Source organism: Vagococcus lutrae, from assembly GCF_023299185.1.
Lineage (GTDB): Bacteria > Bacillota > Bacilli > Lactobacillales > Vagococcaceae > Vagococcus_A > Vagococcus_A lutrae.
In genome coordinates this window covers 301,821-326,597 of the sequence record NZ_CP097017.1, presented here as the reverse complement: position 1 = coordinate 326,597, position 24,777 = coordinate 301,821, and the positions used below count along the sequence as shown (strand labels likewise).

The 24,777-nt window shown below is 36.4% G+C and carries 22 protein-coding genes and 1 tRNA gene; 3 read left to right on the top strand and 20 right to left on the bottom strand.

Going from position 1 to position 24,777, the window contains the following annotated elements:
• Window positions 1-17: 17 nt before the first annotated feature.
• Window positions 18-89 (top strand) — tRNA-Arg (locus M2919_RS01545).
• A 169-nt stretch (window positions 90-258) separates the two neighbouring features.
• Complete coding sequence (locus M2919_RS01540; protein WP_248849015.1) at window positions 259-777, top strand: outer membrane protein assembly factor BamD; 519 nt, start codon at window positions 259-261, stop codon at window positions 775-777.
• 32 nt (window positions 778-809) lie between these two features.
• Here M2919_RS01540 and M2919_RS01535 read toward each other — a convergent pair whose 3' ends face one another.
• From M2919_RS01535 to trxB, 15 genes are all read right to left on the bottom strand, one after another.
• Window positions 810-1,013 (bottom strand): CsbD family protein, encoded by a 204-nt coding sequence (locus M2919_RS01535; RefSeq protein WP_023606201.1) that lies wholly within the window; start codon window positions 1,011-1,013, stop codon window positions 810-812.
• Window positions 1,014-1,095: 82 nt separating this feature from the next.
• Window positions 1,096-1,707: a DUF5052 family protein gene (locus M2919_RS01530; RefSeq protein ID WP_023606200.1), complete on the bottom strand. Its 612-nt coding sequence runs from the start codon at window positions 1,705-1,707 to the stop codon at window positions 1,096-1,098.
• Between the two features lie 131 nt (window positions 1,708-1,838).
• Complete coding sequence (locus M2919_RS01525; protein ID WP_248849014.1) at window positions 1,839-2,297, bottom strand: MarR family winged helix-turn-helix transcriptional regulator; 459 nt, start codon at window positions 2,295-2,297, stop codon at window positions 1,839-1,841.
• A 134-nt stretch (window positions 2,298-2,431) separates the two neighbouring features.
• Window positions 2,432-4,255, bottom strand: coding sequence for an FtsX-like permease family protein (locus M2919_RS01520; RefSeq protein WP_248849013.1), 1,824 nt, complete (start codon window positions 4,253-4,255; stop codon window positions 2,432-2,434).
• Window positions 4,255-5,022 carry an ABC transporter ATP-binding protein gene (locus M2919_RS01515; RefSeq protein WP_168413496.1) on the bottom strand — a complete coding sequence of 256 codons (768 nt, stop codon included), beginning with the start codon at window positions 5,020-5,022 and terminating at the stop codon, window positions 4,255-4,257. Before M2919_RS01515 ends, M2919_RS01520 begins: the two co-directional genes overlap by 1 nt.
• 107 nt (window positions 5,023-5,129) lie before the next feature.
• A complete protein-coding gene (locus M2919_RS01510; protein ID WP_248849012.1) occupies window positions 5,130-6,512 on the bottom strand; it encodes an aldehyde dehydrogenase family protein in 1,383 nt (460 codons plus the stop codon).
• Window positions 6,513-6,567: 55 nt separating this feature from the next.
• Window positions 6,568-7,242, bottom strand: coding sequence for a beta-phosphoglucomutase (gene pgmB / locus M2919_RS01505; protein WP_248849011.1), 675 nt, complete (start codon window positions 7,240-7,242; stop codon window positions 6,568-6,570).
• A 1-nt stretch (window position 7,243) separates the two neighbouring features.
• Window positions 7,244-9,547, bottom strand: a complete 2,304-nt coding sequence (locus M2919_RS01500) for a glycoside hydrolase family 65 protein (RefSeq protein WP_248849010.1) — start codon at window positions 9,545-9,547, stop codon at window positions 7,244-7,246.
• A 12-nt stretch (window positions 9,548-9,559) separates the two neighbouring features.
• Complete coding sequence (locus M2919_RS01495) at window positions 9,560-10,375, bottom strand: carbohydrate ABC transporter permease (RefSeq protein ID WP_248849009.1); 816 nt, start codon at window positions 10,373-10,375, stop codon at window positions 9,560-9,562.
• A complete protein-coding gene (locus tag M2919_RS01490; protein ID WP_248849008.1) occupies window positions 10,375-11,235 on the bottom strand; it encodes a carbohydrate ABC transporter permease in 861 nt (286 codons plus the stop codon). The genes M2919_RS01495 and M2919_RS01490 overlap by 1 nt, the downstream gene beginning before the upstream one ends.
• Before the next feature lie 58 nt (window positions 11,236-11,293).
• A complete protein-coding gene (locus tag M2919_RS01485) occupies window positions 11,294-12,592 on the bottom strand; it encodes an ABC transporter substrate-binding protein (protein ID WP_248849007.1) in 1,299 nt (432 codons plus the stop codon).
• Window positions 12,593-12,866: 274 nt separating this feature from the next.
• Window positions 12,867-14,216, bottom strand: a complete 1,350-nt coding sequence (locus M2919_RS01480; protein ID WP_248849006.1) for a Sapep family Mn(2+)-dependent dipeptidase — start codon at window positions 14,214-14,216, stop codon at window positions 12,867-12,869.
• A gap of 80 nt (window positions 14,217-14,296) precedes the next feature.
• Window positions 14,297-14,632, bottom strand: a complete 336-nt coding sequence (locus M2919_RS01475) for a thioredoxin family protein (RefSeq protein WP_248849005.1) — start codon at window positions 14,630-14,632, stop codon at window positions 14,297-14,299.
• A gap of 7 nt (window positions 14,633-14,639) precedes the next feature.
• Window positions 14,640-15,815 carry a nucleotidyltransferase gene (locus M2919_RS01470; protein WP_248849004.1) on the bottom strand — a complete coding sequence of 392 codons (1,176 nt, stop codon included), beginning with the start codon at window positions 15,813-15,815 and terminating at the stop codon, window positions 14,640-14,642.
• Window positions 15,816-15,893: 78 nt separating this feature from the next.
• Window positions 15,894-16,811: a thioredoxin-disulfide reductase gene (gene trxB / locus M2919_RS01465; RefSeq protein WP_126761403.1), complete on the bottom strand. Its 918-nt coding sequence runs from the start codon at window positions 16,809-16,811 to the stop codon at window positions 15,894-15,896.
• A gap of 224 nt (window positions 16,812-17,035) precedes the next feature.
• Between trxB and M2919_RS01460 the strand changes: the two genes are divergently transcribed.
• Window positions 17,036-18,379, top strand: a complete 1,344-nt coding sequence (locus M2919_RS01460) for an MATE family efflux transporter (protein ID WP_248849459.1) — start codon at window positions 17,036-17,038, stop codon at window positions 18,377-18,379.
• 38 nt (window positions 18,380-18,417) lie between these two features.
• Here M2919_RS01460 and M2919_RS01455 read toward each other — a convergent pair whose 3' ends face one another.
• The 5 genes from M2919_RS01455 to tyrS form a co-directional block, all read right to left on the bottom strand.
• Complete coding sequence (locus tag M2919_RS01455) at window positions 18,418-20,208, bottom strand: ABC transporter ATP-binding protein (RefSeq protein ID WP_248849003.1); 1,791 nt, start codon at window positions 20,206-20,208, stop codon at window positions 18,418-18,420.
• Window positions 20,208-21,956, bottom strand: a complete 1,749-nt coding sequence (locus M2919_RS01450) for an ABC transporter ATP-binding protein (RefSeq protein ID WP_126761036.1) — start codon at window positions 21,954-21,956, stop codon at window positions 20,208-20,210. The genes M2919_RS01455 and M2919_RS01450 overlap by 1 nt, the downstream gene beginning before the upstream one ends.
• Window positions 21,957-22,035: 79 nt before the next feature.
• Complete coding sequence (locus M2919_RS01445; protein ID WP_023606181.1) at window positions 22,036-22,260, bottom strand: YneF family protein; 225 nt, start codon at window positions 22,258-22,260, stop codon at window positions 22,036-22,038.
• A gap of 108 nt (window positions 22,261-22,368) precedes the next feature.
• The gene (locus M2919_RS01440; protein WP_248849002.1) at window positions 22,369-23,256 is read right to left on the bottom strand and encodes a deoxyribonuclease IV; all 888 of its coding nucleotides are present in this window, start codon (window positions 23,254-23,256) and stop codon (window positions 22,369-22,371) included.
• Window positions 23,257-23,385: 129 nt separating this feature from the next.
• Window positions 23,386-24,648 carry a tyrosine--tRNA ligase gene (gene tyrS / locus M2919_RS01435; protein ID WP_126761031.1) on the bottom strand — a complete coding sequence of 421 codons (1,263 nt, stop codon included), beginning with the start codon at window positions 24,646-24,648 and terminating at the stop codon, window positions 23,386-23,388.
• Between the last annotated feature and the right edge of the window lie 129 nt (window positions 24,649-24,777).

The following is a 24,777-nucleotide window of genomic DNA, read 5'->3' as shown; positions in this document are numbered from 1 at the left end:
AATAACTGTGTCATTTGGCACCCTTAGTGTAGTGGATATCACGCAAGATTCCGGTTCTTGAAACAGGGGTTCGACTCCCTTAGGGTGCGTCATTAGTTTATCACGTTTATCAAGCCATAGTCAAAACGCTGCTCTGCATTGTTTTGGCTTTTTTATTTGTCTATCTTTCAAAAATGTAAGCTTTTTGTTAGTTTAATCAATAACATTATTTGAACGAATGAGATACAATTAAGATAACAAATAAAGGAGTGATTTTACATGAAAAAAATAGGACTTGTTATCGGACTTGTTGCGGTGGTAATGCTTGGAACTGGATGTGGACTAAAAGATAATCTTGAAGAAAATAATAAAAAATATGATGTTGCACAACAATCATATGATATGAGCTTTGAAGAAGCGACAGATAAAGTAATCGAGCAATATTCACCTGAAACACCTGTGGAGAAAGTTGCATTTGATTTACCAGAAAATGATGAGTCAAGTCAAATTTCTTACATTTATCATTTAGTCGGTGAACCTACTTTTGTGATTAATGCTAAAAATAGTGAAATAACAGAAAAAACAGACAAAAGCAGTCAAGCTAATTTTACATTAGCAGACATTAAAACGCTAAAGGATCCACAAGAAGAAGCGAAGAATATCATGGATGAGCAAAAATCACCATTTGCTCGTATCTTAAATTGGACTTTGGTTAAGAAAAATGAAAAACTAATGTTTGATTATGAAGTGAAAACATTTAGTGGCTCAAAACACATTGAAATCGATGCAAAAGAATAAAAGAAAACTCCCTCAAAATTGAGGGAGTTTTTTTATGGTTGTTCTACATCATCTTTATGTTCTTTTTTATCTAAGAATTCGTTGGCTTTTTTTGCTACTTTGTCAACTTCTTCTTCGACTTTCTCTTTGGCTTTTCCAAAAGCACCTTGAGCTTTACCTTTTAGTTCTTTAGACTCGTCACCAGATACTTTACCTAGAGTTTCATTAACTTTGCCTTTTACTTCGTCTTTGTTCATATGAATTTCCTCCTATACGTTTCTGATTGTCTTACAATAATATTATCTCATAAACGTAGGATAAATAACAAGAAAAATGATTTTATTTTAATAACAAGTCAGCATCATAAATCGTGTAGTCACAGCGATAGATAAACAAATAATGCCCGTCAATAAGTAATCCTGTACTTTTTGGTACTTCTGTTTGATAGATAGAAACTTTGTCACCGGCATACGTTGCAAGAGGTGTACCATTTTGACTACGGATTAAAATTACTTTCTTTTTACCCGTAAATGAGTTTTTAAATTGATTGACCAATTCATTTAACATAGGAATCCCACGCTGATGATTCTGAATATCAACTTCCTTAGTATAATCGTCAAACACATTTGTTAGCTTTTCTTCTTGAATAATCATTGATGACCCAACGTGATGAATTTCATTTCTACCAACTTCAATTTTGATGACAGGCGAATCTGCCGTATCTTCATTAGAATCAAATGTTTTATCGCGTTTAATCATAATAGATTTCCCTTTTATTTCATCCATCATCTGACTCTCTTCATCATACGTTCTCACAATCATATTTAGACCTTTAAAGCTTTCTTCAAATCCTTTAAATTTCAATTTTATGTTTTGACAGCCAGATAAAATTAAAACAGCACTTAAAGTCGTGAGAACAAACAAGATTGTCTTTCGTTTTCTATTTTTCATTTTAAACTCCCCCTTATTTCATTTTCATTGTACCCTTTTTAAGTAAATTATTCTATGATAAACATCAAAAAAGTCATGGACAAGTTCTGTTGCTATAAACAGAACTGTTCCATGACTTTTTAAGTGACGCATTAATCATTCGTATCATTTTCCGCGACATGCTCATCTAATTCATCATAGTGGCGCTCGACAAAGCGAATCGCTTTTAATAACTGATTTTTTTCAGCTGCGGATAAATCTTCTATCTCGTCTTCTAAAATATCTAAGTATTGTTCGTATAACGATTGCGATAGCTCTTTGCCCTCTTTAGTAAGAGAAAGATGAAATAATCGCTTATCCTCACTTGATTGATCTTTTGAGATATATCCCATTTCAGATAAGTTTTTTAAAATTCGACTCATATAACTTTTATCAAAATCTAAACGCTGTTCAATATCCTTGGCTGATAATTGTTCATTATCATGTAGTTCTAACATCACTCGGATTTCGTTGAACGTTAACATCTCGTTGGCCATTTTCTTTTCGAGTGAATTTAAATAGCTTGAAAAGATTCGAATAAACGAACTAATTTGCTTTACTTCTTCTTCCATGGTCATAGATATCATTCCTTTATCTAAAAGATCAGCCTACAATACTATCATACTTGAAATATAGCAAAACTACAATTACTAACCCTTTAAATAACCAAAATGATTAACGGATAACCATCCACTCACTTGGATTGTTAAGATTTTGTAGTTGGTAACACAATTCGCTCATACATTTTCACTGTAATAAGGTAATAGACGATATAAACAATAAAGAACATCACAAACGGCATCAGTATTTGGCTATACGCATTTGGTAAAAACAACTCAAACATTTTCAACCCAAATAAAACATGGACGATACCTAAGATACTTGGTACAGCAAACAATGCAGCGATTTCTTGACGAATTGACCGTTTCAGATCAGCTTGTGTTACACCGAGTTTATGTAACATAACATAACGCTTTTCATCGGCATAAGCACCCGATAAAATCTTAAACATGAGTGAGCTTGCTAACATAGCTAAAAAGGCAATGCCTAAGAAAACACCCATAAACATAAAGCCACCCGTAAAGACTTTAATTTGTTGATACATTTCATACTGACTACTATTAAAGATAACTTTTTCATGACGCTCTTTTTCTAAGTTATCTATTTTCGCCAATGTCGTTTCATTTTCCCGGAAGTTTTCAATTTTCACTGCCACATGCTTTTGTTCTGATAAAGGTAAATTTTCAAATTCCTCTCGTGAAACAATCTTAAATATTTTAGTTGTTGTTTCTTCTGTTTCATAAGGATCAAGTAATTCTTTCAAACCACGATAGATAAACTGTTGGTTTTCGTCAAACGAGATAGTGTCCCCGACTTGCCAATCTGTCCAACGTTTCGGTTTAATCGTCATGTCAAAACCAGCCTGATACGTTACTGGCTCTTTTTTTAAATCATCTGCTAAAAGATAGTAAAAAGATTGGTCTTGTTTTATATGATAAACTGCTTGGCGTGTCACAGGTAAGTTATTTATTTCATCTGCAATTTCAGGTGTCGGGTCTTGAGTTACGATGTCATATTGGTTTTCCGCCATAATATCATCGTTAATAAAATGATAAAACGCGTTGGCGGTAGTGACCGCACCTAGTGATAAAGCTAATAGCATGGCAACCATACCTAAAACACGTGTTAAACTATTCGCTTTAAAACTTAACTGTGATAAGGTGAAAACCCGTAAATTCTTCATCGCAAATGGACTATCTTTTAACTTAGTAATCGCCCATGGGAATAAAGCAGAAAAGAATAGAAATGTTCCAAAGGTAATCGTGATAATCGCTATAAAAATACCGATTAGCTGTAATTGTTTTAGATTCCATAGACTCATATAACCGATTGCTAGTAAGATAATAGAAAGAATGGTTTTAACAACTGTCCTGAAACGTTTCGTGTTAATATTTTCAACACTTTCTGCTTGATAGAGCAAATCGAGTGTTTTGGCTTTATAAAAACGTGAAATATTCAAGAAGCCCGTTATCATAAACATGACTAAGAAAAACACAAGGGTTGAAATCATTCCTTTTGAAGAAACCGCTTGATAGCTGGTCTCTCCCATACCCATTTGTGTCATTAAAAGGCGACTCAAGGCAGAGGATGATAGTATCCCTAGAAGAATCCCCGCGACCACTGATAAAAAGCCGATTACCATAGTTTCAATAAACATCATCTGACCAATTTTACTCTTCTTGGCACCGAGCGTCAGATACATTCCGTACTCTTTTTGTCGCATTGCGAGTAAAAAAGAATTTGCATATAAAATGTAAACAATTGTAATTAACGACAGTAAAAAACTACCGAGTTGGAAAATGACTGTAATCATCGCAAGTGTCGGAAAGCTTTCTTGGAGAAATTGACTGTTAAAAGCTAAAGATTGAAACGTATAAAAAACACCTGAAGCAATAATCAATCCCATCATTAAAACAAGATAGTCACTCCATCGTTTTTTGACGTTGGTTAAAGCTAATTTTACTAACATTATTCAATCACCTGCTCTACTTCCGCTTCTGATAATACTTCTAAAATTTCTTGATAAAAGTCTTGTTGCGACTCGCCGCGCTTTAATTCGCGGTGAATTAAACCGTCTTTTATAAATAAAATACGCTGGCAATAACTTGCACTCATCGGATCATGTGTCACCATTAAAATAGTCGTAGCTAACTCTTCATTTAATTGTTTTAACGTATTAAGTAACGTCCGCGCATTTTTTGAATCTAACGCGCCAGTCGGTTCATCAGCTAAAAGAATATCTGGTTGATGGACTAACGCTCTTGCAGCAGCGACACGTTGTTTCTGACCGCCTGATACTTCTGTTGGATAGTGGTGCATGATATGGCTAAGACCTAATCTATCAGCAAGTTCATCCACACGTCGTTCAATTTTAGCATTGTGAATTCCTTGTAATGACAATGGTAACGCCATATTTTGACGCATCGTTAAATTTTCTAGCAAGTTAAAATCTTGAAAGACAAAGCCGATATGCTGACCTCGAAACTGGGTCAATTGTTTATCTGATAAATGATTCAACTTCGCATTAGCTATGGTGATATCGCCATTTGTGGGCTGGTCTAACGCTGATAAAATATTTAATAACGTCGTTTTACCAGAACCAGACGGCCCCATAATCCCCACAAATTCTCCTTTTTCCACTTCAAATGAAATGTCTTTTAATGCTTCATGCTGTTTTTCATTCTTTTTTCCATATATTTTTTGGATATGTTTTGCCTCTAATACTAATTCACTCATAAGTAATCCTCCCTATTTCTTTATACTATTTATTCTAATGGACTCTCATAAAAAAAGCCTTTGGATTACCTTACAATCCAAAGGCTGAATCTAACAACTTTGTCACATTACTTCAAAAACCATCTGATAATCCGTTCTTTCGATCGGCTATATGGGGCACGCATAAGTGAGTGGTCAAAAATATTGGTGCGTTTTAATATCGAACTACTATGAGTAAACGTATCGAACGTGGCTTTCCCATGATAGCTCCCCATCCCAGAAAAACCAACACCACCAAAAGGCAAGTGATTATTTGCCATATGCAGTAGGGTATCATTCACGGTCGCATCACCGAATATAATCTTATCCATTAACACTTTTAATGTCTTAACATCACGAGTAAATGGGTAAAAAGCTAATGGCCGTTCATACTGTTGCACGTACGATACCGCTTCAGCTAATTCATCATATACAACAATCGGTAAAATTGGGCCAAAAATTTCTTCATGCATGCTCGCTAACGAGTCCTTAGTATTTGCTAATAAAAGCGTTGGACTCATGTACCTGTTTCGGTGCGTAACGTCGCCGCCATAAATAACAAAAGACTCATCTTGGTTAAGCAACTGTCGTAACCTATCCCAACTTTTCTCGTCAACTATTCTTCCGTAATCTTCAGAATTCTTAGGTTCAGCACCATACATCTTTTCAATTGCCGCTACCAATGCTGTAATAAAAGCGTCTACGACTGAACGATGTACTAAACAGTAATCAGGAGCGACACATGTTTGTCCATTATTCACCCATTTCCCCCACGCTACTCGTTTAGCAGCAGTTGTGATATGAGCTGTTTCTGTTACAATCGCAGGGGATTTCCCTCCAAGCTCTAAAGTCACAGGGGTTAAATATTGAGCAGCTGCTTGCATGACAATTTTTCCGACCTTAGTACTTCCTGTAAAAAATAGTTTATCAAAACGATAAGAGAGCACATTTTCATTCGTTTCTTTCGTACTAATATATGTGTCAACATAAGCTGATGGAAAGACTGTTTCAATGATTTGTTCAATCACCTTATTAACATTCGGTGTACTCGGTGATAATCCAACCAACGCCGTATTCCCACCCGCTATCGCGCCTATTAAAGGGTCAAAAGCAAGAAGAACAGGATAGTTAAACGGCGCAATGATTAAGACGTTACCATAAGCTACTGCGCGTCGATAGCTTTTAGCTGGTTGAAGATACAGTGGTGTTCGAACCGTTTCATCTTTAGCCCACGTCGGTAACTTCCATATCATCTCACTTAAATGTTGATAAAGTAATCCAACTTCTGTGATATAACTTTCCATTGATGATTTACCTAAGTCTAAAGCAAGTCCTTCTAACAATAATGCTTCATATTCTTTAATCGTTTTTTTTAGCAGACGTAAATAGTTTAAACGCGTGTTAATAGAGATAGGATGTTGTTCTGCAAAATAAGTACGTTGTGTTTCAATGATTTTTTCAATATCTAACATAGCTCTCATCCTTTCATTTTGTTTATCGTAACGCAAAAAAAAGCTAACGTCCACTTTAGACGTTAGCTTTTTCTACTTCCTTTAAAATTTGTTCTAGTGAAAGTTCAGCAGTTGACGTCACATAGTAGTGAGCATCTTTCATCGCCTCTTCACTGCCTACACCAACCGAAAACATACCGGCTTTATTAATACTTTCAATTCCAGCTTCCGCGTCTTCTATTCCTACACAGGCATCAGGTTCAACCTTTAAAAGTTTTGCTGCTTCAAGGAAAATCGCAGGATCTGGTTTGCCTTTCGCGATTGTAGAAGGGTCAACAATCGCATCAAATTTTTCTTTTATTCCTAGATAGCTTAAAATGGCAGGAGCATTTTTACTTGCCGAAGCAATCGCTAATTGATAACCGTGTGATTTTAACTCATCAATAAGTGTTGCTATACCCGGTAAAATATCTTTTTCGCTGATTTGTTCTATCAATGTCACATATTCATCATTTTTTTTATCAGCAAGTTGCTCCTTTTCTTTTTCTGAATAGCGGTCTTGTTGATTGCCATGAACTAAAATTCTTTCTAACGAGTCCATGCGACTGATTCCTTTTAATTTTTCATTAAATTCTCGGTCGATGTTTATTCCTAACTCACTCGCAAGATTTTTCCATGCATGATAATGATACTCTGCACTGTCCGTAATGACACCATCTAAGTCGAAGATAAACGCTTTAATTTTTGACATTTTACGCCTCTCCTCTTTTAACAAGTGCTTCATGAACAGACTGTTCATTTGATAAAGTATAGGCATGGTCATTCACAAAGACTTCTAGCGGTTCGCCTTCTGCTAATCTTAATGTCATACCCGTTTCATCTACTTCGACTTCTAATAGACGTTCGCGATAATTAATCTTAAATGCATAACGTTCCCAAGCAGATGGTAAAAATGGATGGAAACTTAGTTTTTCTTCCAGAGTTCTCATTCCTGCAAACCCATGCACGATTGATAACCAGCTACCACTCATGGAGGTGATATGAAGTCCATCTTCAGTATCATTATTATAGTTATCTAAGTCTAAGCGTGCTGTGCGGGCATAGAGTTCTACAGCTTTTTCTTCCATTCCTAATTCAGCTGCTAAGATACTGTGTACACATGGTGATAGGGAAGACTCATGAACAGTTAAAGGTTCATAAAAATCAAAGTTTCGTTGTTTTTCTTCTGTTGTATATTCATGATTTAGGAAATACAACGCTTGTAACACATCGGCTTGCTTGATATATGGAGAACGTAAGACACGATCCCAAGACCAATTTTGATTTAAGGGTAAGTGTTTCTTATCCAACTCTGCAACAGGTGTTAAGTCTTTATCTAAGAACGTATCATGTTGAACAAAAATCCCTAGTTCTTCATTTTCAGGATAGTACATATTATCGATAATATCTTGCCAATATGCTAATTCTTTTTCCGTTAATGACAAATCAGATAAACGTTCATCAGAAATCTTTGCAATCGTTTCTAACGTATAACGCAATACCCACGTCGCCATTTGGTTAGTATACCAGTTATTGTTTACGTTGTTCTCATACTCATTAGGTCCAGTGACACCATGAATCATATATTTTTGACGGCGTTTTGAGTAATGAACACGGTCTGCCCAGAAACGTGAAATAGCAACCATAACTTCAATTCCCTTATCTAACAGATAACTTTCATCGCCAGTATAAGTTGTGTAATTAAAAATAGCATGGACGATAGCCGCATTACGATGAACTTCTTCAAATGTAATTTCCCATTCGTTATGACACTCGATACCATTAAACGTCACCATTGGATAAAGCGCACCTGCTAGTCCTTGTTGCTGAGCATTGTGGAACGCTCCAGGCAATTGCTGATAACGATACTCTAGTAGTTGTTCTGTTACTTGCTTATCGGCCACAGATAGATACATAGGCACAATATAAGCTTCTGTATCCCAGTAAGTCGCTCCACCATATTTCTCACCAGTAAAACCTTTAGGCCCAATATTTAAGCGTGCATCTTCACCATAATAAGTCGCAAACAATTGGAACAAGTTAAAACGAATACCTTGCTGTGCTTCATCATCACCTTTAATCATGACATCCGCTTTTTCCCAGCGTTCTGCCCAGACGGCATCATGACGCTCACGCAGCTCTTGCCAATCTTTTTCTTCATGTTTATCTAATAAGGCTTTAGCTTCATTATAATGTTCCTCTTCAGGAATATCCCGAGTTGTTATGACCGCCACACGTTTCTCTAATGTTACGCTTTGATTGGTATCCAGTTCGGTCACATAAGATTCGCCAACAAACTTCTCATCTTCCGTATATGTAGGCGCAACATGGGAGCTAATACGATGACGCATCATTGTCGTGACGCTAAAACGTGGCGTTCCAAAATCATTTTTGATGGTTTCCATTGTTAAATATGCATGATTATCTTCAGTCGAACGTGACTTTTCTTCCCAAAACATCTCATCATAGTTACTATCTTCATTTTTTACTTGTCCATCCAAAGTAGAACCAAAAATAATTTCAGCTGAACCTTTTAAAACAGACGCTTTAACTTTTACCAACGCTAGCTCCTGTTGAAAAACACTAACATAACGTTCAAACTCAAATTTTACCGATGTTTCATTATCATGATACGTGAATTCGCGTGTTAAAACACCCGTTTTCATGTCTAACTCCAAGTAAAAATCATCAAAATCTACTTGGTTTAAATCAATCGTTTTTCCATTAACAGCGATGTCAATTCCGATAAAATTTGTCGCATTTATTACTTTTCCAAAATATTCAGGATAGCCATTTTTCCACCAACCGACTCGTGTCTTATCTGGATACCAAATACCTGCGATATAGGTTCCTTGGTGTGCGTCACCTGTATATTGTTCTTCAAAGTTTCCACGCATCCCCATATAGCCGTTACCAATCGATGTTAAACTTTCTTGTAAACGGCGATTTTCACGGTCAAGTGAGGTCGTTTTTACTTTCCATGGGTCAATATCAAATAAACGTTTAAACATGTTCATTCTCCTTTTATATTATTTGACAGCGCCATCTGCCACGCCATCAATAATTTGCTTCTGCATTATGAAATAAAAAATAATTACAGGAACAATAGCGATTACTAATCCAGCAAGTGCTAAGTGCCATTGTTTTGTATACTCTCCAAAGAAAAAGAACATTTTCAGTGGAATTGTTTGTTGTCCTTCTTTATTGATTATAAGCGATGGTAATAAATAATCATTCCAAATCCACATGGTATTTAGCAACGCTACCGTCACTGTTGTCGGTTTTAACATTGGAAAAATAACGTATCTAAAAATTTGAAAACGACTTGCTCCATCAATAATGGCTGCTTCATCTAAAGCTCTAGGTATAGATTTCATCGCACCATGATATAAGAAAATGGACATACTGGCACCAAATCCAAGATACATAAAGATTAAACCACCACGATTAAGTTGATCTAATTTACCAAAAATTGTAACCAGTGGAATCATTACTGATTGAAACGGAATTAACATTGCCGCAACAAACATCATAAATACAACACCACTAAGTTTGCTTTTTACTCGTTGCAACGCATAAGCTGCAAGTGAAGAAAAAATCACAATAATTAACACACTCAGAACTGTAATTAATAATGAGTTGAATAGTGTCTTAATAAAGTCTAAATCTTGGAAAGCTTGTGGATAGTTTTCGAATGTTAAATCTTTAGGAAATCCTAAAGTATTATTAAAAATTTCTTTTTTTGTTTTTAACGAGTTAGAAATCATTAGATAAAATGGAAATATCCAAACTAAAAGTAATAAAAAGCCTAATACGCCAGCTATAGATTTTTTTAATCTACTCATTATACTTCCACCTCTTTCTTCTTAGTAATATAAACTTGTGTTAGTGAAATAACAGCGATAATCACAAAGAATACTATGGCTTTAGCTTGAGCGTAACCCATTTTATTTTGTGCAAAAGCAGTATTGAAAATGTTCATCGCAACCATTTGTGTTGAATTATATGGCCCTCCGCCTGTTAACGAAAGGTTTTGGTCATACAGTTTAAATGAATTAGAAAGTGTCATAAACAAGCTAACCGTAAAACCTGGCATAATCATAGGAAATTTTATTTTCCAAAATTTTTGCCATTCATTCGCGCCGTCTAAACTTGCCGCTTCAATCAATGACTCATCTACACTTTGTAGATATGAAATATAAATGACCATGATGTACCCTGACATTTGCCAACACATCACAATAACTAAAGCCCAAAAACCAGTCTGCGTAGTTGATAACCACACTTTTAATGATTCAATACCCAATGCAGTCCCAATACTAGCGAATGCTTTTGTAAAAACAAATTGCCAAATAAATCCTAAAATCAATCCACCAATTAAGTTTGGCATAAAGAAAATTGTACGTAATAGATTATTTCCTTTAAATTTTTGAGTAACAAGTAACGCTAAACCTAATCCTATAATATTAATCAAAATAATAGCTACTATTGAAAATTTTGTCGTAAACCATAAAGCATCGGTAAATCCTTTATCTTTAAACACATTGAGATAGTTCCGAAAACCGACAAATTCACTAATTGTGACACCATCCCAGTTTGTAAATGAATAGTATATACCAAAAATTAAAGGTAAAATTACGACTGAAAACAGTCCAATTAATACAGGTGTTATAAAGAGATAAAACCAAGTTTTTTTCTCTGACATTATAATTCCTCCTTTGAAATAAAAATAGAGAAACTGCGCGTTTCTCTATTTTTGATTTTTATTCTCGTGTTTGTTTCCAGCTATCTTGGACTTCTTTAACTAGATCTTCCCAAGTACTTTCATCGCTTACATATTTTTGAATACCTGTACCTAATGAATTCATACCCCAGTCAGTCGGATAACCCATAAACACCCAACCAGTTGAATCTCCATTATTAGAATATTCATAAACTTGTTTTGATAAAGGATCTGCAATTTTTTCAGTGTCGTATCCACTATATGCTGGAATGAACTTGAATTCTTCTAACACGGCTTTTTTACCTTCATCAGAAGTATATAGCCAATCTAGAAACGCTTTTGCTTCTTTTTGATCTTTTTCATCTGAATTTTTATTTACTGCCCAATAGTTTGGTACGCCTACAGGGATTTTATTTTCAGAAACGCCATCAACTGGAATTGGTAAGATGCCCACATTTTCTTCCGCAAATTCAGGATCTATTTCTTCGATTGTTCCATATACCCAGTTTCCTTGTTGAGTCATTGCTACTTTACCATTTGAAAATAATTCTTCCATTTGTTTTGAGTAGTCTAAACTTGTTGTTGGTTGAACTGAATATTCTTGCATAACATCAATGTACTCTTTAAATTCTTTATTATATTTGAACTCAATTTCTTTTGCTTCATATGTTTTGTTTACATCATTGTCAAATTCTGGTGCAATAAATGTATTAGAAGCATGTAGTCCTGTTACCCAAGTTTCTTTTGCAGGTAAAGCAAATACGGCTTCTAGACCTAATTTTTCTTTATCTTTATCCAGTTTTTCAGCAACTTTTCTTAAATCTGCTTGTGTTTTAATATCTTCGACCTCGATACCCGCCTCTTTAAACACTTTCTTGTTATAAAGTAGTCCATAACCTTCCATATTGTACGGTAATCCTAAAACCTTCCCATCTTTAGTCGCACCATCAGTCGTTCCCTCTAAAGCTTGTTTCGCTGCTTCTGTATCGGAAACATCTGCTAATGATTTTTCCCAAGTTTTTAAATCTTCTGGACCCCCAATGTTAAAAATATCTGGTTCTTCGCCAGAAGCAAATTTTGTTTTTAATGCCGCACCATAATCATCTCCACCACCAACAGTAGAAATATTAATTTTAACTCCTGGATTTAACTCCTCATATTGTTTGGCAACATCTTTAAATTGATCATTAAATTCTACTTTAAATTGAAAAATATCAACGACAGTTTCTTTGTCACTTGATTTATCGGCTTTCTTATCTCCATTACCACATGCCACTAATGAAACTGCTAAACCTGACACAAACAAACCTAGACCAATTTTTTTCCAACTTGTTTTCATCTGTAAAGCCCCCTAATATTTTATTGTTGCTGTGTTTTGTTTCTATATCTAGTATGGCTTGTTACCACTAACATTGCAAGCGTTTTATCAATGTTACCGATAACAATATATTGTTATAAAAAATAGCTCAAACGTACCTAAACCATTATAATTTGATTATTTTTCTTTTTTTTGTGTTACAACAAAGAACTTACCACTATTTTTATATTCATTCCCCATGTTACCGATAACAAAAAAACTCCTATCGAATTAATACATTCGATAGAAGTTAAGTTTAACTTACATCAAGTTGTTGTAAGCGATAGATAGCTTCGGCATAGATTTTCATCGTCATCTCTAATTCATCTCGTTGCCATGTCTCATTTGGCTGATGCATGGTATCCTTCGTATCTTTAAACATCGCCCCAAAAGCGACACAATTTTTCATAGCCCGTGCATAGGTAGCACCACCATTCACTTGTGGTTCACGTAAATCGCCTGTCATATCACGATATGTTTGGAGTAACGTTTGAACTAATTCGGACTCTTTTGGCACATATAATGAAGTAAGATAGTCGTGCTCGTGACAAATAAAACCATATTCTTGCGCTACTTTCTCTAACTGAGTGAGAATAAGCTCTTTATCAGTAGTCACTGGCATCCGTATATCTAATCCTATGATTGTTTTTTCGCTATCTGCACTTAATGTTGCGACATTAAACGTTAAATCTCCTGACATCTCATCAAAAGCATGACCGAATAACGAGAGGCCATTAGCGTCCTCGCCAATTTTATTTCCTAACAACTGACTGAGAAAATCTGGCTGAATAGAATCAAGTGCAACCATCAAACGACTAATCGCATTGACGCCATCCGGAGCATTTTTCGAATGAATCGCTCTGCCTTTTGCGATAAACACGTCTTCAGCCTCATCCACTTGATAAGGCCAACCTTGTTTTTCAAAATAGGATACAAGTGCTTGATAATCGGATTTTCTAAATCGTGCTTCATCAGGCACAACATTTAAGGCACTTCCACCACTCACTTCATACCCATTTACACTAGGTCCTTCAAAATAAACTTGTAATAAACCTTTTTCAGCATAAATCACTGGAAATTTAGAATCAGGTACAAATCCAAAATCAACTTGTTCTTCTTTTTCATGGTAGCGTGACATACAACGCCATAAGTTTTCCTCATCCGTACCGAAAATAAATCGTATTTTATGTTGGAATGTCACCCCTGAGTCACGTAACGCTTTTACTGCATAAAGAGCTGCCATACTAGGTCCTTTGTCATCTTGAACTCCGCGACCTATCAAAGATGTCTCAGTGACCACGGCTTCAAACGGGTTGGTTTTCCATAAAGAGAGGTCACCAGGTGGCACAACATCTAAATGACAAAGTATGCCCATTGTCTTTTCACCTTGACCTATTTCTGCGTAGCCATAGTAACCTTCTGGGTCTTCGTATACCTCAAAGCCTTCTTCTTTGAAAAGAGCTAAACACTCGGTTAAACACTGCCGTACAGGCATGCCAAATGGCGCGTTCTCAGCAGGTTCTTGTAAGTACGAAGGAATCGCTACCAGTCGCTCAATCCCTTTGATTGCTTGCTCTATATGTATATTTTCAATATATGTTTTCATCATCCAACCTCCACATTCGTATCAATGATAGTAGTACGATTATAACATAAAAAAGAATGTCCTTGACAGACATTCTTTTTTTACTCTGCTATTGATAAATAGCCAGTGACGATTTTTTCTACTTCTGATTTAAACTGCGCTGTTTGAATAATTCGTGCTTTTCTTAAGTATTCTTTTCCTTCGACAAAAAGTAAGACGACAGGAACGGTCAACACTTGAAATTCACCTGCAACTTCTGGAACATCCATCGCGTCTACTTCCATTGTATAAACATCTGGAAACTCGCTCATGATTTTTTTGATTTGGGGTTTTAAACCATGACACACACTACAATTTTCTTGGCCAATGTATAACAATGATAATTTTTCATCAGCAATATGCTGTTTGACTGTTTCAATATCTTTTAAAAGTTCCATGTTCTCCTCATTTCCCCTCGATTAAGCGAGGACGTTGATAAAAATCTAATGACTCTGTGCGATTTAAACCTAATTGATAGATGCGACTGGCTTTAATCTCAGTAGCTAGAAGTAGCCCCTCTCGTTTGGTGACATTGGTAATGATAGGTAGCGTGATTTCTTTTTTATGTTCTTTTAGATATAAACGTCCTTTTTCTGTCATACCTAACAAACGTATATATGGATGAGCATTGTTTTCTACTATTTCTTCTTTTGTTATGTTTAATAAAACATAAACGCACAGACGTTGTAAACGGGTATATGTATAACGTTTGGATTTAATGCGTTGGATAAAGTCATCAAACCTCATTGCGGCTGATACTTCTTGTTTAAACTTATACTCCAACCCTTCAACCATTTGATAAATCTTTCTTAGTTCTTCATGCGTGCTTGTTTCGATACGATACTTTAGACATGGCCATAACAATGTCCAATCATGATAAGGTCCATGTTGTAAGTCTTCCCAGACACTATTAGGGGTAAATGGCATTACATCTGTTGGCTTCTCTAATTTTAAGCCTTTCCGTAAAGCAGTTCCACTGGCAAAATGTTGATGAGAAATTTCACCATCGTGGTGATGAGAACCAATACGGTCAATCGGCACTAGTTTTTTAGGACAAGTCAATTGATGATTGGCTTTCGCATACGACAATGCTAGCTGATGATTAGGTTGCGACTTAGACCAATCGTACGTAGGAAATAAGATTTGCTGTAACTTCATCATTTGTTGCGGATAACTTTGTCGCTTATCATCAAATATATCAGCATAATCCTCATTATCAATGGCGTTGAAATAACGCTCAGCAAATCTTTCATAAGGGAAGTTAGTCGTTTCATCCGTTCCAAACGAAATAGAAGAAACGCCTATTGCATCTAGCAATTGTACTGCCTTTTCTCCAAACAAATCTGCTGGTTGCACGCTAGCTGTAACCGGTAGCTCGATAACAATATCTGCACCGTTATTTAAAGCGTACGTCGCACGTCGCCATTTATCAACTATTGCAGGTTCCCCTCGTTGTAAAAAGGACCCACTCATGACCGCAATCATGACGTCTGATTGAGATTTCTCTTTTGCTTCTTTCAACTGATACTGGTGACCATTATGAAAGGGATTATATTCTGCTACAATGCCACAACTTTTCATCCTACGACTTCCTTTATCTTTTTCCCTATTATATCACGACAAGTCTATAAAAGGCTGAGTTTCCTCAGCCTTCATTTTTTAGTCTGCTAATGATTCAATGTATTTAAAGGCTTCTTGACCGGCAATACTTCCGTCACCCACAGCTGTCGTAATCTGACGTAAAACTGTTTCACGTACATCTCCTATCGCATATACACCTGGCACAGACGTTTCCATTTTCTCATTAGTTGGAATCCAACCTTCTTCATTTGTGACGCCTAGTGATTTAAATGGTTCTGTAATAGGATCTAATCCTACATAGATGAAGACTGCATCTACTGGATAGTCAGATACTTCACCTGTTTGTGTATCTTTAATGCGTAAATTATTAACCTTAATGTCATCTCCTTGAATTTCTTCAACGACATGATTCCAAACAAAGGTCATTTTTTCATTTTTAAATGCACGGTCTTGTAGTACTTTTTGAGCACGCAATTCATCACGACGGTGAATTACTGAAACTTTGTCTGCTACTTGTGTTAAGTAACTACCTTCTTCAACTGCTGAGTCGCCCCCACCGATAACTGCCACATGTTTGTTACGGAAAAATGGTCCGTCACAAACCGCACAATATGAAACGCCTCGTCCGCTAAACTCTTCTTCACCAGGTGCACCTAAACGGCGATGATCAGAACCTGTTGCAATTATGACGACCTTCGCATCATATTGTTCATCTTCTGTATGAACTGTTTTATGAGTGCCATGATCTTCGACTTTTGTCACAGAACCGTACGCATGTTCCGCTCCAAATGCGGTAGAATCTTTATATATTTTTTCAGCTAATTCTGGTCCAGTTACAAGGCCAACTCCGGGATAATTCTCAACATCCGCTGTGTTTTGCAACTGTCCGCCATAGATTCCTTTCTCTAAAACTAATACGGATAAATCTGCTCGTGACGCATAAAGAGCTGCTGTCATTCCTCCTGGTCCAGCTCCTATTACAATTACATCATACATCATTCATTTCCCTCTTTCTTATCATTCTAGTATTACTTTAACTTGACAACCATTTTTTGTCTAAATTTTTGCCTAGTTGGTCTTATTAAGCAGATTGCCATGCTTTTCGGGCAAGGTGCTAAAATCAAAAAGCGTGGGTCTATATTATTAAAAACAGATTGACTTGTCACGGAAGCTCTATACAATAAAGCTATACATAAAGGAGTCTGATGTCTGTGAATGAAATGTTTAGAAGAAAACGGTCGCTTTCGGATCAAGAATTATTTTATTTAAGTTGGCCTATTTTCGTAGAATTATTTTTACGTGTAATTATTGGTAATATCAATGTGTTTATGATTTCAAATTATTCTGAGCCTGCAGTGGCAGCTGTAGGTGCTTCAAATCAGTTGCTCAATCTGACCGTTTTCATCTATGGCTTTGTCAGCGTAGGAACACAGATTATTATCGCTCAACTAATTGGCGCAAAAAAGAGAGAACAAATACCAAAAGTTATTACCACAGCTTTAGCAGGAGGAACTCTTTTAGGATTGTTAATCAGTGCAACATTTATTTTATTTCCTCGTCAGTTGCTCTTTTTCATGAATTTACCTGAAAACATTGTCATTATTGGTGTAGATTACTTGCGGATTTTTGGTGGTAGTTTAGTTATTTCTGCTGTCACAGCTACTATCATTGCGATTTTAAGAAGTCATGGCGAAACAAAAGTCGGTTTATATATCCCTATGGTCGCAACGATTATCGCCGTTATTGGAAACTATATCGCTCTTTACGGTCCATTTGGATTACCACACTTAGGTGTCATGGGCTTAGGAATTTCAAGTGTTGTCGGCAATAGTATCGGTTTAATCATTGCCGTTCGATTATTATATCTGAAAACAAATATTCATCTTTTTCATTTAGACGTTAGTGATTTTTCAACCGATGCCTTGAAACAAATTTTAGCACTTGGTTTACCTTCTTCTGGGGAATCTCTATCTTACCAAGCTTCACAAGTGGTCGTTACAATGATTGTCGCCTCACTCGGTCAAACGGTTTTAATTGCTAAATCTTATGTTCAAGCGATTACTCAGTTTGTTTATTTAATTGCCGCCTCAATTGCTCAAGGAAATCAAATCATTATTGGACGTAAAGTTGGAGCTAAGGAGTTGGATTTTGCATACGAGCGTGGCAAACGAAGCATGCTGATTGCTAGTTTCGTCACAATTATTATCGCTAGCTTAACATATGTTTTTGCAGAGCCTTTAATGCAAATTTTTACATCCGATGCACAAATCATCGAAATGGCGAAAGTCGTATTTTTAGTCGATATTTTTCTCGAACTGGGACGTGCGATAAACATGGTATTGATTAGTAGTTTAAATGCGGCAGGAGATGTTAAATTTCCTCTAATGACTAGTCTTGTTGTTTTATGGCTCATTAGTCTCCCTTTCTCATACGGTCTGGCCATTGTCGCAAAACTTGGATTACTAGGCGTATGGCTGGCCTACGCGATTGACGAATTATTGCGTAGTGCTGTTTTAATTAGACGCTGGAAGTCGGGAAGTTGGCGAACAAAGAGTCGTATATAAAAAAGCATCTAATCGTTCAAACGATTAGATGCTTTTTCTTATTCATTTTCTTCACTTTTTTGCAAACGATACATATCATAGTATAGACCTTGACGAGCAATAAGTTCATCATGATTTCCTTGCTCGACGATACGACCTTTATCCAAAACAAGAATGGTATTGGCATCTTTAATAGTCGATAAGCGGTGAGCAATAGCTAACGTAGTGCGTCCTTGACGCATTCTTGCTAACCCATCTTGTATCAAACTTTCAGTTTCTGTATCGATATTAGCTGTCGCTTCATCGAGAATTAAAATTTTAGGATTCGTTACAATCGTACGCGCAAAAGAGATTAACTGACGTTGCCCACTTGAATAACTAGCACCTCGTTCAATTACTTTTGCATCATACTGACCAGGTAGGGTCTTAATAAAGGCATCCGCTTGCACAAACTCTGCCGCTTCACGTATTTCAGCATCAGTAATCGTTGGGTCTAACATACGGATGTTTCCTTTAATATCACCGTAAAACATAAACGCATCTTGTAAGACAAGTCCCATTTTACGTCGTAACTCAGCAATAGGATAGTCACGAATGTCACGGTTATCAATTAAAATTTCTCCTTCATAAAATTCATAGAAGCGCATCATCACGTTAATAATCGAACTCTTACCACTACCAGTATGCCCGACTAGAGCCACAGTTTCACCTGGATGAGCAATGAAACTAATGTTTTTTAACACATGATGCTCACCGTCATAAGAGAATGTCACATTTCGAAATTCAATTTTCCCTTCTTTTATCGTCGCAGTCGAAGCTTCGTTTTGTTGTGGAGCAATTTCTTCATGGTCCATAATTTTTAAAATACGACTTCCCGCCACGACACCGTCTTGAAAAATACTTAAAAAATCCATCATACTAATCATCGGTTGAAAGAACGTTTGAACGTAAGTAATAAACGCATAAATCAAACCAATCTCGACAAACTTGTCAAGCGATTGATAACCAAAATAGTACAAAACAATGGCCGTTGATAAAGCAACGAGCAAGTTGATAACTGGCGCTAAGAGCAATGAATTCGTACGTATCATAGCATATTTTGTTTTTAAATAATCATCATTTGTCGCTTCAAACTCTTCCTCTAAGCGTTTTTCTTGTCTAAATTGTTGAATGACAGACATACCAGAAATCGACTCATTTAGTTTTGTATTCAATTGACTCAATTTTTCACGCATTTGACGATAAACTCGCGAACTGAATTTCTGATAATACCAAATAATTAGCAATAATAATGGTAGGAACATCATGATAATAAGACTTAATTTCGGATCAATCGTCCACATCGCGATGAAAGCAGCAATGACCCCAAAAATACCTGTCATAATACTTAAAAAGACAAACCAAAATTCAAAAAGCGTTTCGGTGTCATTCGTAACACGTGAAACAATAGAACCAGCAGGTGTTTGGTCAAAATAACGCATACCTAGTCCTTGTACTTTTTTAAATAGACTCACACGAATATGTTGAAACGTACGGACAGACGCTTTTGAATAAAGATATGTTTGAAAAAACCACACGATACTTTTTAAAAGAACTGCCGCCAAATAAAGACCGGCAAAATAAAAGATAATCCGTTCTGTTGCATTTCCTACTTTTAAATAACCATCGATAAACCGTTGAATAATTCTCGGAAGGATCATATTAACAGCTGATAGTGTCATTGCAAAAAGGATAGCCGGAATAAAATAATTTAAATAGGGTTTTGTATAGACGAAAAGGCGCTTAACAACATGTAATTGTTCTTTCGCCGGCATCGACTTAGCCCAAGCTGATTCGCTTTGTTTTGCCATTATATTCCCCCTCCTTCAATTTTAGAAGCCAATTGCTGTTGTTCATACATCTTCGCATACCATCCATGTTGCGTTACTAATTCATGATGAGTACCTCTTTCAGCGATATGACCCTCTTCAATAACGACGATTTCTTCACTATGCATGACACTACTTAAACGATGAGCGGTAATAACTGTCGTTCTGTCTTGACGCATTTGTTTCAAGTTCGTAAGAATCTGTTCCTCCGTCTTAGCGTCAACAGCTGATAACGCGTCATCCAATATTAATAACTCTGGATTCAGTATCAAAGCACGAGCAATCGAAATACGTTGCTTTTGACCACCCGACAATGAAACCCCACGTTCGCCAACAAGCGTGTCGTACCCTTCAGGAAACCCTAAAATATCATCATGAATGGCCGTCATTTTGGCAACCGCTTCGACTTCTTCTTGTGTGGCATCTGGTTTGGCAAAGCGAATGTTATCGCGAATCGTCATTGAAAACAAGAAGTTATCCTGGGCAACGTAACCAATCGTATTCAATAACGCATCTAGTGAATAGTCTTTTAATTCATAATCACCAAATAAGATTTTGCCGTCAAAATCATCATATTCACGCATTAAAAGTTTTAATAAGGTTGTTTTACCTGCACCTGTTTTCCCGACGATTCCCAACGTTTCACCACGTTTAAGATGAATATCAATATTTTCTAACGTCGGCGTATCTTCATCATGATAGCTAAATTGTGCAATATCTATCACAACATCGCCTTTAGCTGGTGTTTGAATGGCTGTCGGAGATTCGATAATAGTTGATTTTTCTGATAAAAGCTCTTGTACACGGTCATAACTCGCACTACCGCGCTCTAAAATATTAAACAAACGCCCAATAGCAAACATCGGCCAGACTAACATCGTGATGTAGCCAAAAAATGCGACCATTTCACCAATCGAAATGAACTCATTCATAACAAAATAGCCACCTGCTAAAATCGTAACCGCGTATGAAAGACCAATAATAAAAGTAATAATCGGATCGAATAATGAGTCCAAAAAATTGACGCGATTGATTTTAACGGTTGCTTCATCAACTTTTGTTTCAAAATCAACGATATCTTCTGCTTCTTGTCCAAATGTTTTAATAACTTTGATACCTGAGATACTCTCTTGAACTTTATCGTTAATTGTCGAAAAAGCTGCTTGCGAATCACGAAATGCAGTATGTAGTTTAGACCCTAGTTTTCGCGACGTTAAACCTAATAAAGGTAACGGTAATAAGACGATAAGCGTCAAACGCCAATCAATTAATAACATCGCAATGATAGTAACTCCCCCATTAAGTAACGAGTCTACCAACGTTAAAATACCAGCACCGGCAACCATTTGAATGGCATTTAAGTCGTTTGTCGCATGTGCCATTAAATCTCCTGTACGGTATGTTTGAAAGAAAATTTGGTCCATACGAGTGAAATGATGAAACAAGTTTTTTCTTAATCGTTTTTCTAAACGAGCTGCACTTCCCCAAATATTCGTACGCCATACATAACGTAACGCATACTGACCTATTCCTGCTACCACAATAATCCCTACCATTTTCCACAATCGACTAGACGTTAATGTCCCGATATTAATCGCATCGACAATCATCCCAATCATACGTGGGGTAATAACTTGTAAAAGCGCTACTAAAATTAAAGAGATAATTCCTAACGTATAGGCCTTCTTTTCTTCTTTAAAAAACCAACCTAACTTTTTAAAAATTTGCATATGTCTACCTCCTTTTACCTAAATAAAAAAACAGGTGCCTAAAAAAGCAACCCGTTTTTCTATCATGAATAAACCGGGACTATTTTTTCCCAGTTTGTGTTTTCATGTTCGCCATCATTTGACGCAGTTTTTTCTCTGACGGTTTTTGACCCATCTGCATCATCATCATACGTAACATATCCTCATTAACGGGAGGATTTTTTTGTAAGTAATCTTCCATGTATTTGCGTGCTAAGAAAAATCCGCCTACCACACCGATTGCTAAAGCTATCACAGCAATTAAGATAACCCATCCTGTGCTCATATCTATTCGCTCCTTCCATTAAAACTTCTACTCTCAATCATTAATTGTACTACATTTTACAGTGATTGGGAAAGTTTTTTAATGAAATTTTCAAAAATAGCCTGACATCTATGCTTCTTGAATTTGCTCAAGTAAATTAGGCTCAAAAACGCCTTTTTTTAACATCGCAATTTCAAAACCATAAGGTGCTTTCGCTGTTTTCTTATCTGGACCAACATATGGTGTTTCTAAAATTTTAGGCAAGTCAACCAGTGCTTCATGATGAACGACACGATTTAACGCTTCAAATCCTATCTCACCAAATCCGATATTAGAGTGGCGGTCTTTTTGTGCCCCTCTAACATTTTTCGAATCATTGACGTGGATGACTTTTAATCGGTCTAAACCGATAATTTTGTCAAACTCTGTTAACACTGCATCAAAATCTTGAACATCATATCCCGCATCATGAATATGACACGTATCCAACGTGACCGATAACTTCTCGTTAAATGTCACACCATCAATAATCCGTGCAATTTCATCAAACGAACGTCCGATTTCCGTTCCTTTACCAGCCATTGTTTCCAAGGCTATCTGTGGTACTTGTTCACGCGTCAACACTTCATTTAAACCTTTGACAATTTGTGCAATCCCAGCATCAGCTCCTGCTCCAACATGGGCGCCAGGATGCATGGTAATTTGCGTTCCACCTAATGCTTCCGAACGAACGATTTCATCTCTCAAAAACTGTGTAGCAAAACCAAAATTTTCTGGTTTTTTAGTATTTCCTAGATTAATGATATATGGCGCATGAATCACCATGTGACTCAAACCATTTTTTTTCATATATGCTTGCCCTGCTGGTATATTCATTTCTTCTACCGCTTTACGGCGCGTATTTTGTGGGGCACCTGTATAAATCATAAACGTTGAAGCACCATAACTTGCTGCTTCTTCTGCTGAACCTAATAGCATTTTTTTGCCACTCATACTTACATGAGAACCTAATAACATCGACTTTCCTCCTCGTATCATCACTACTACCTTATTGTATCTTTTTTTGTAAAGAGACTCAACGAAACTGTTTGATTCAATCACAAAAAAGAAAGGACAATGTTCTCAGACATTGTCCTCTATGCTTAATTAAAATTTTAGCAAGAAATATTTCTTCTTACCACGTCGAAGTACTGTAAATTGATTATCAATTTTATCTGTTTCATCTAATTGATAATCTAAATCTTGTACGCGGTCACCATTAATATAAATCGCACCGTTAGTGACATCTTCACGTGCTTGACGTTTAGATGTGACGAGGCCAGAAGTAACTAATAGTTCAACAATATTTAAGTCATCCTCTGAATCAACATTATAGTTAGGAACATCTTTAAATCCTTGTTTGATTTCTTCGGCATTTAACTCTTTGATATCTCCACTAAACAACGCCTCTGAAATCTTAAGTGCTTGTTCGTACGCTGCTTCGCCATGAGCTAGCGTAGTGACTTCACGCGCCAATACTTTTTGTGCAGCACGTTGGTGTGGGGCTGCCATAAACTCTTTTTCAATCTCAGCAATCTCTTCTAATGATAAGAAAGTAAAGTATTTTAAGAATTGAACAGCATCACGATCATCAGTATTATACCAGAATTGATAAAACTCATAAGGGCTTGTTTTTTCTGCGTCTAACCAAACCGCATTGCCTTCTGTTTTACCGAATTTTGTTCCGTCTGCCTTTTTAATAAGTGGCATAGTAAGTCCGTAACCTTGGACTTCTCGTTCGCGGCGCAATAATTCGATTCCAGATGTAATATTTCCCCACTGGTCACTACCACCTAATTGTAATGAACAATCATGGGTATCATATAATTTTAGAAAATCGTATGCCTGAAGTAATTGATACGCAAACTCAGTATAAGAGATACCTGTCTCAATACGACGCTTAACACTTTCTTTACTCATCATATAATTGATCGTAAAGTTTTTACCAACATCTCTTAAGAAGTCAATCAATAACATACTGCCTAACCAATCATGGTTGTTCGCAATAATCGCTGGGTTTTGATCATTTTCAAAATCAATAAATGATTCTAATTGTTTCCGTAAACTATCTGCCCATGATGCTACCGTTTCAGTGGTATTTAAACTTCTCTCAGCATCTTTAAATGATGGGTCTCCAATCATCCCCGTACCGCCTCCAACTAAGGCAATGGGTACATGTCCTTGTAATTGGAAACGACGTAACGTTAAAATCGGTAAAAGATGTCCAATGTGTAAACTATCTGCAGTGGGGTCAAACCCAATATAAAGTTTAACAGACTCTTTATTTAATTTTTCTTGTAAGGCTTCTTCATCCGTAATCTGGTAGACTAAACCGCGATCACGTAATTCTTGTAAAAAATCTGTGCTCATCTAACTTCCTCCTTGTAATCTATACTTCTTTATCTTATCTTATTCCCGTAGTAATGAAAAGACTTTCAACTGTTTTTAATCAAATTATCTACGACAAAAGTTGTATCTTGTAAAGAATCCTACCATTGA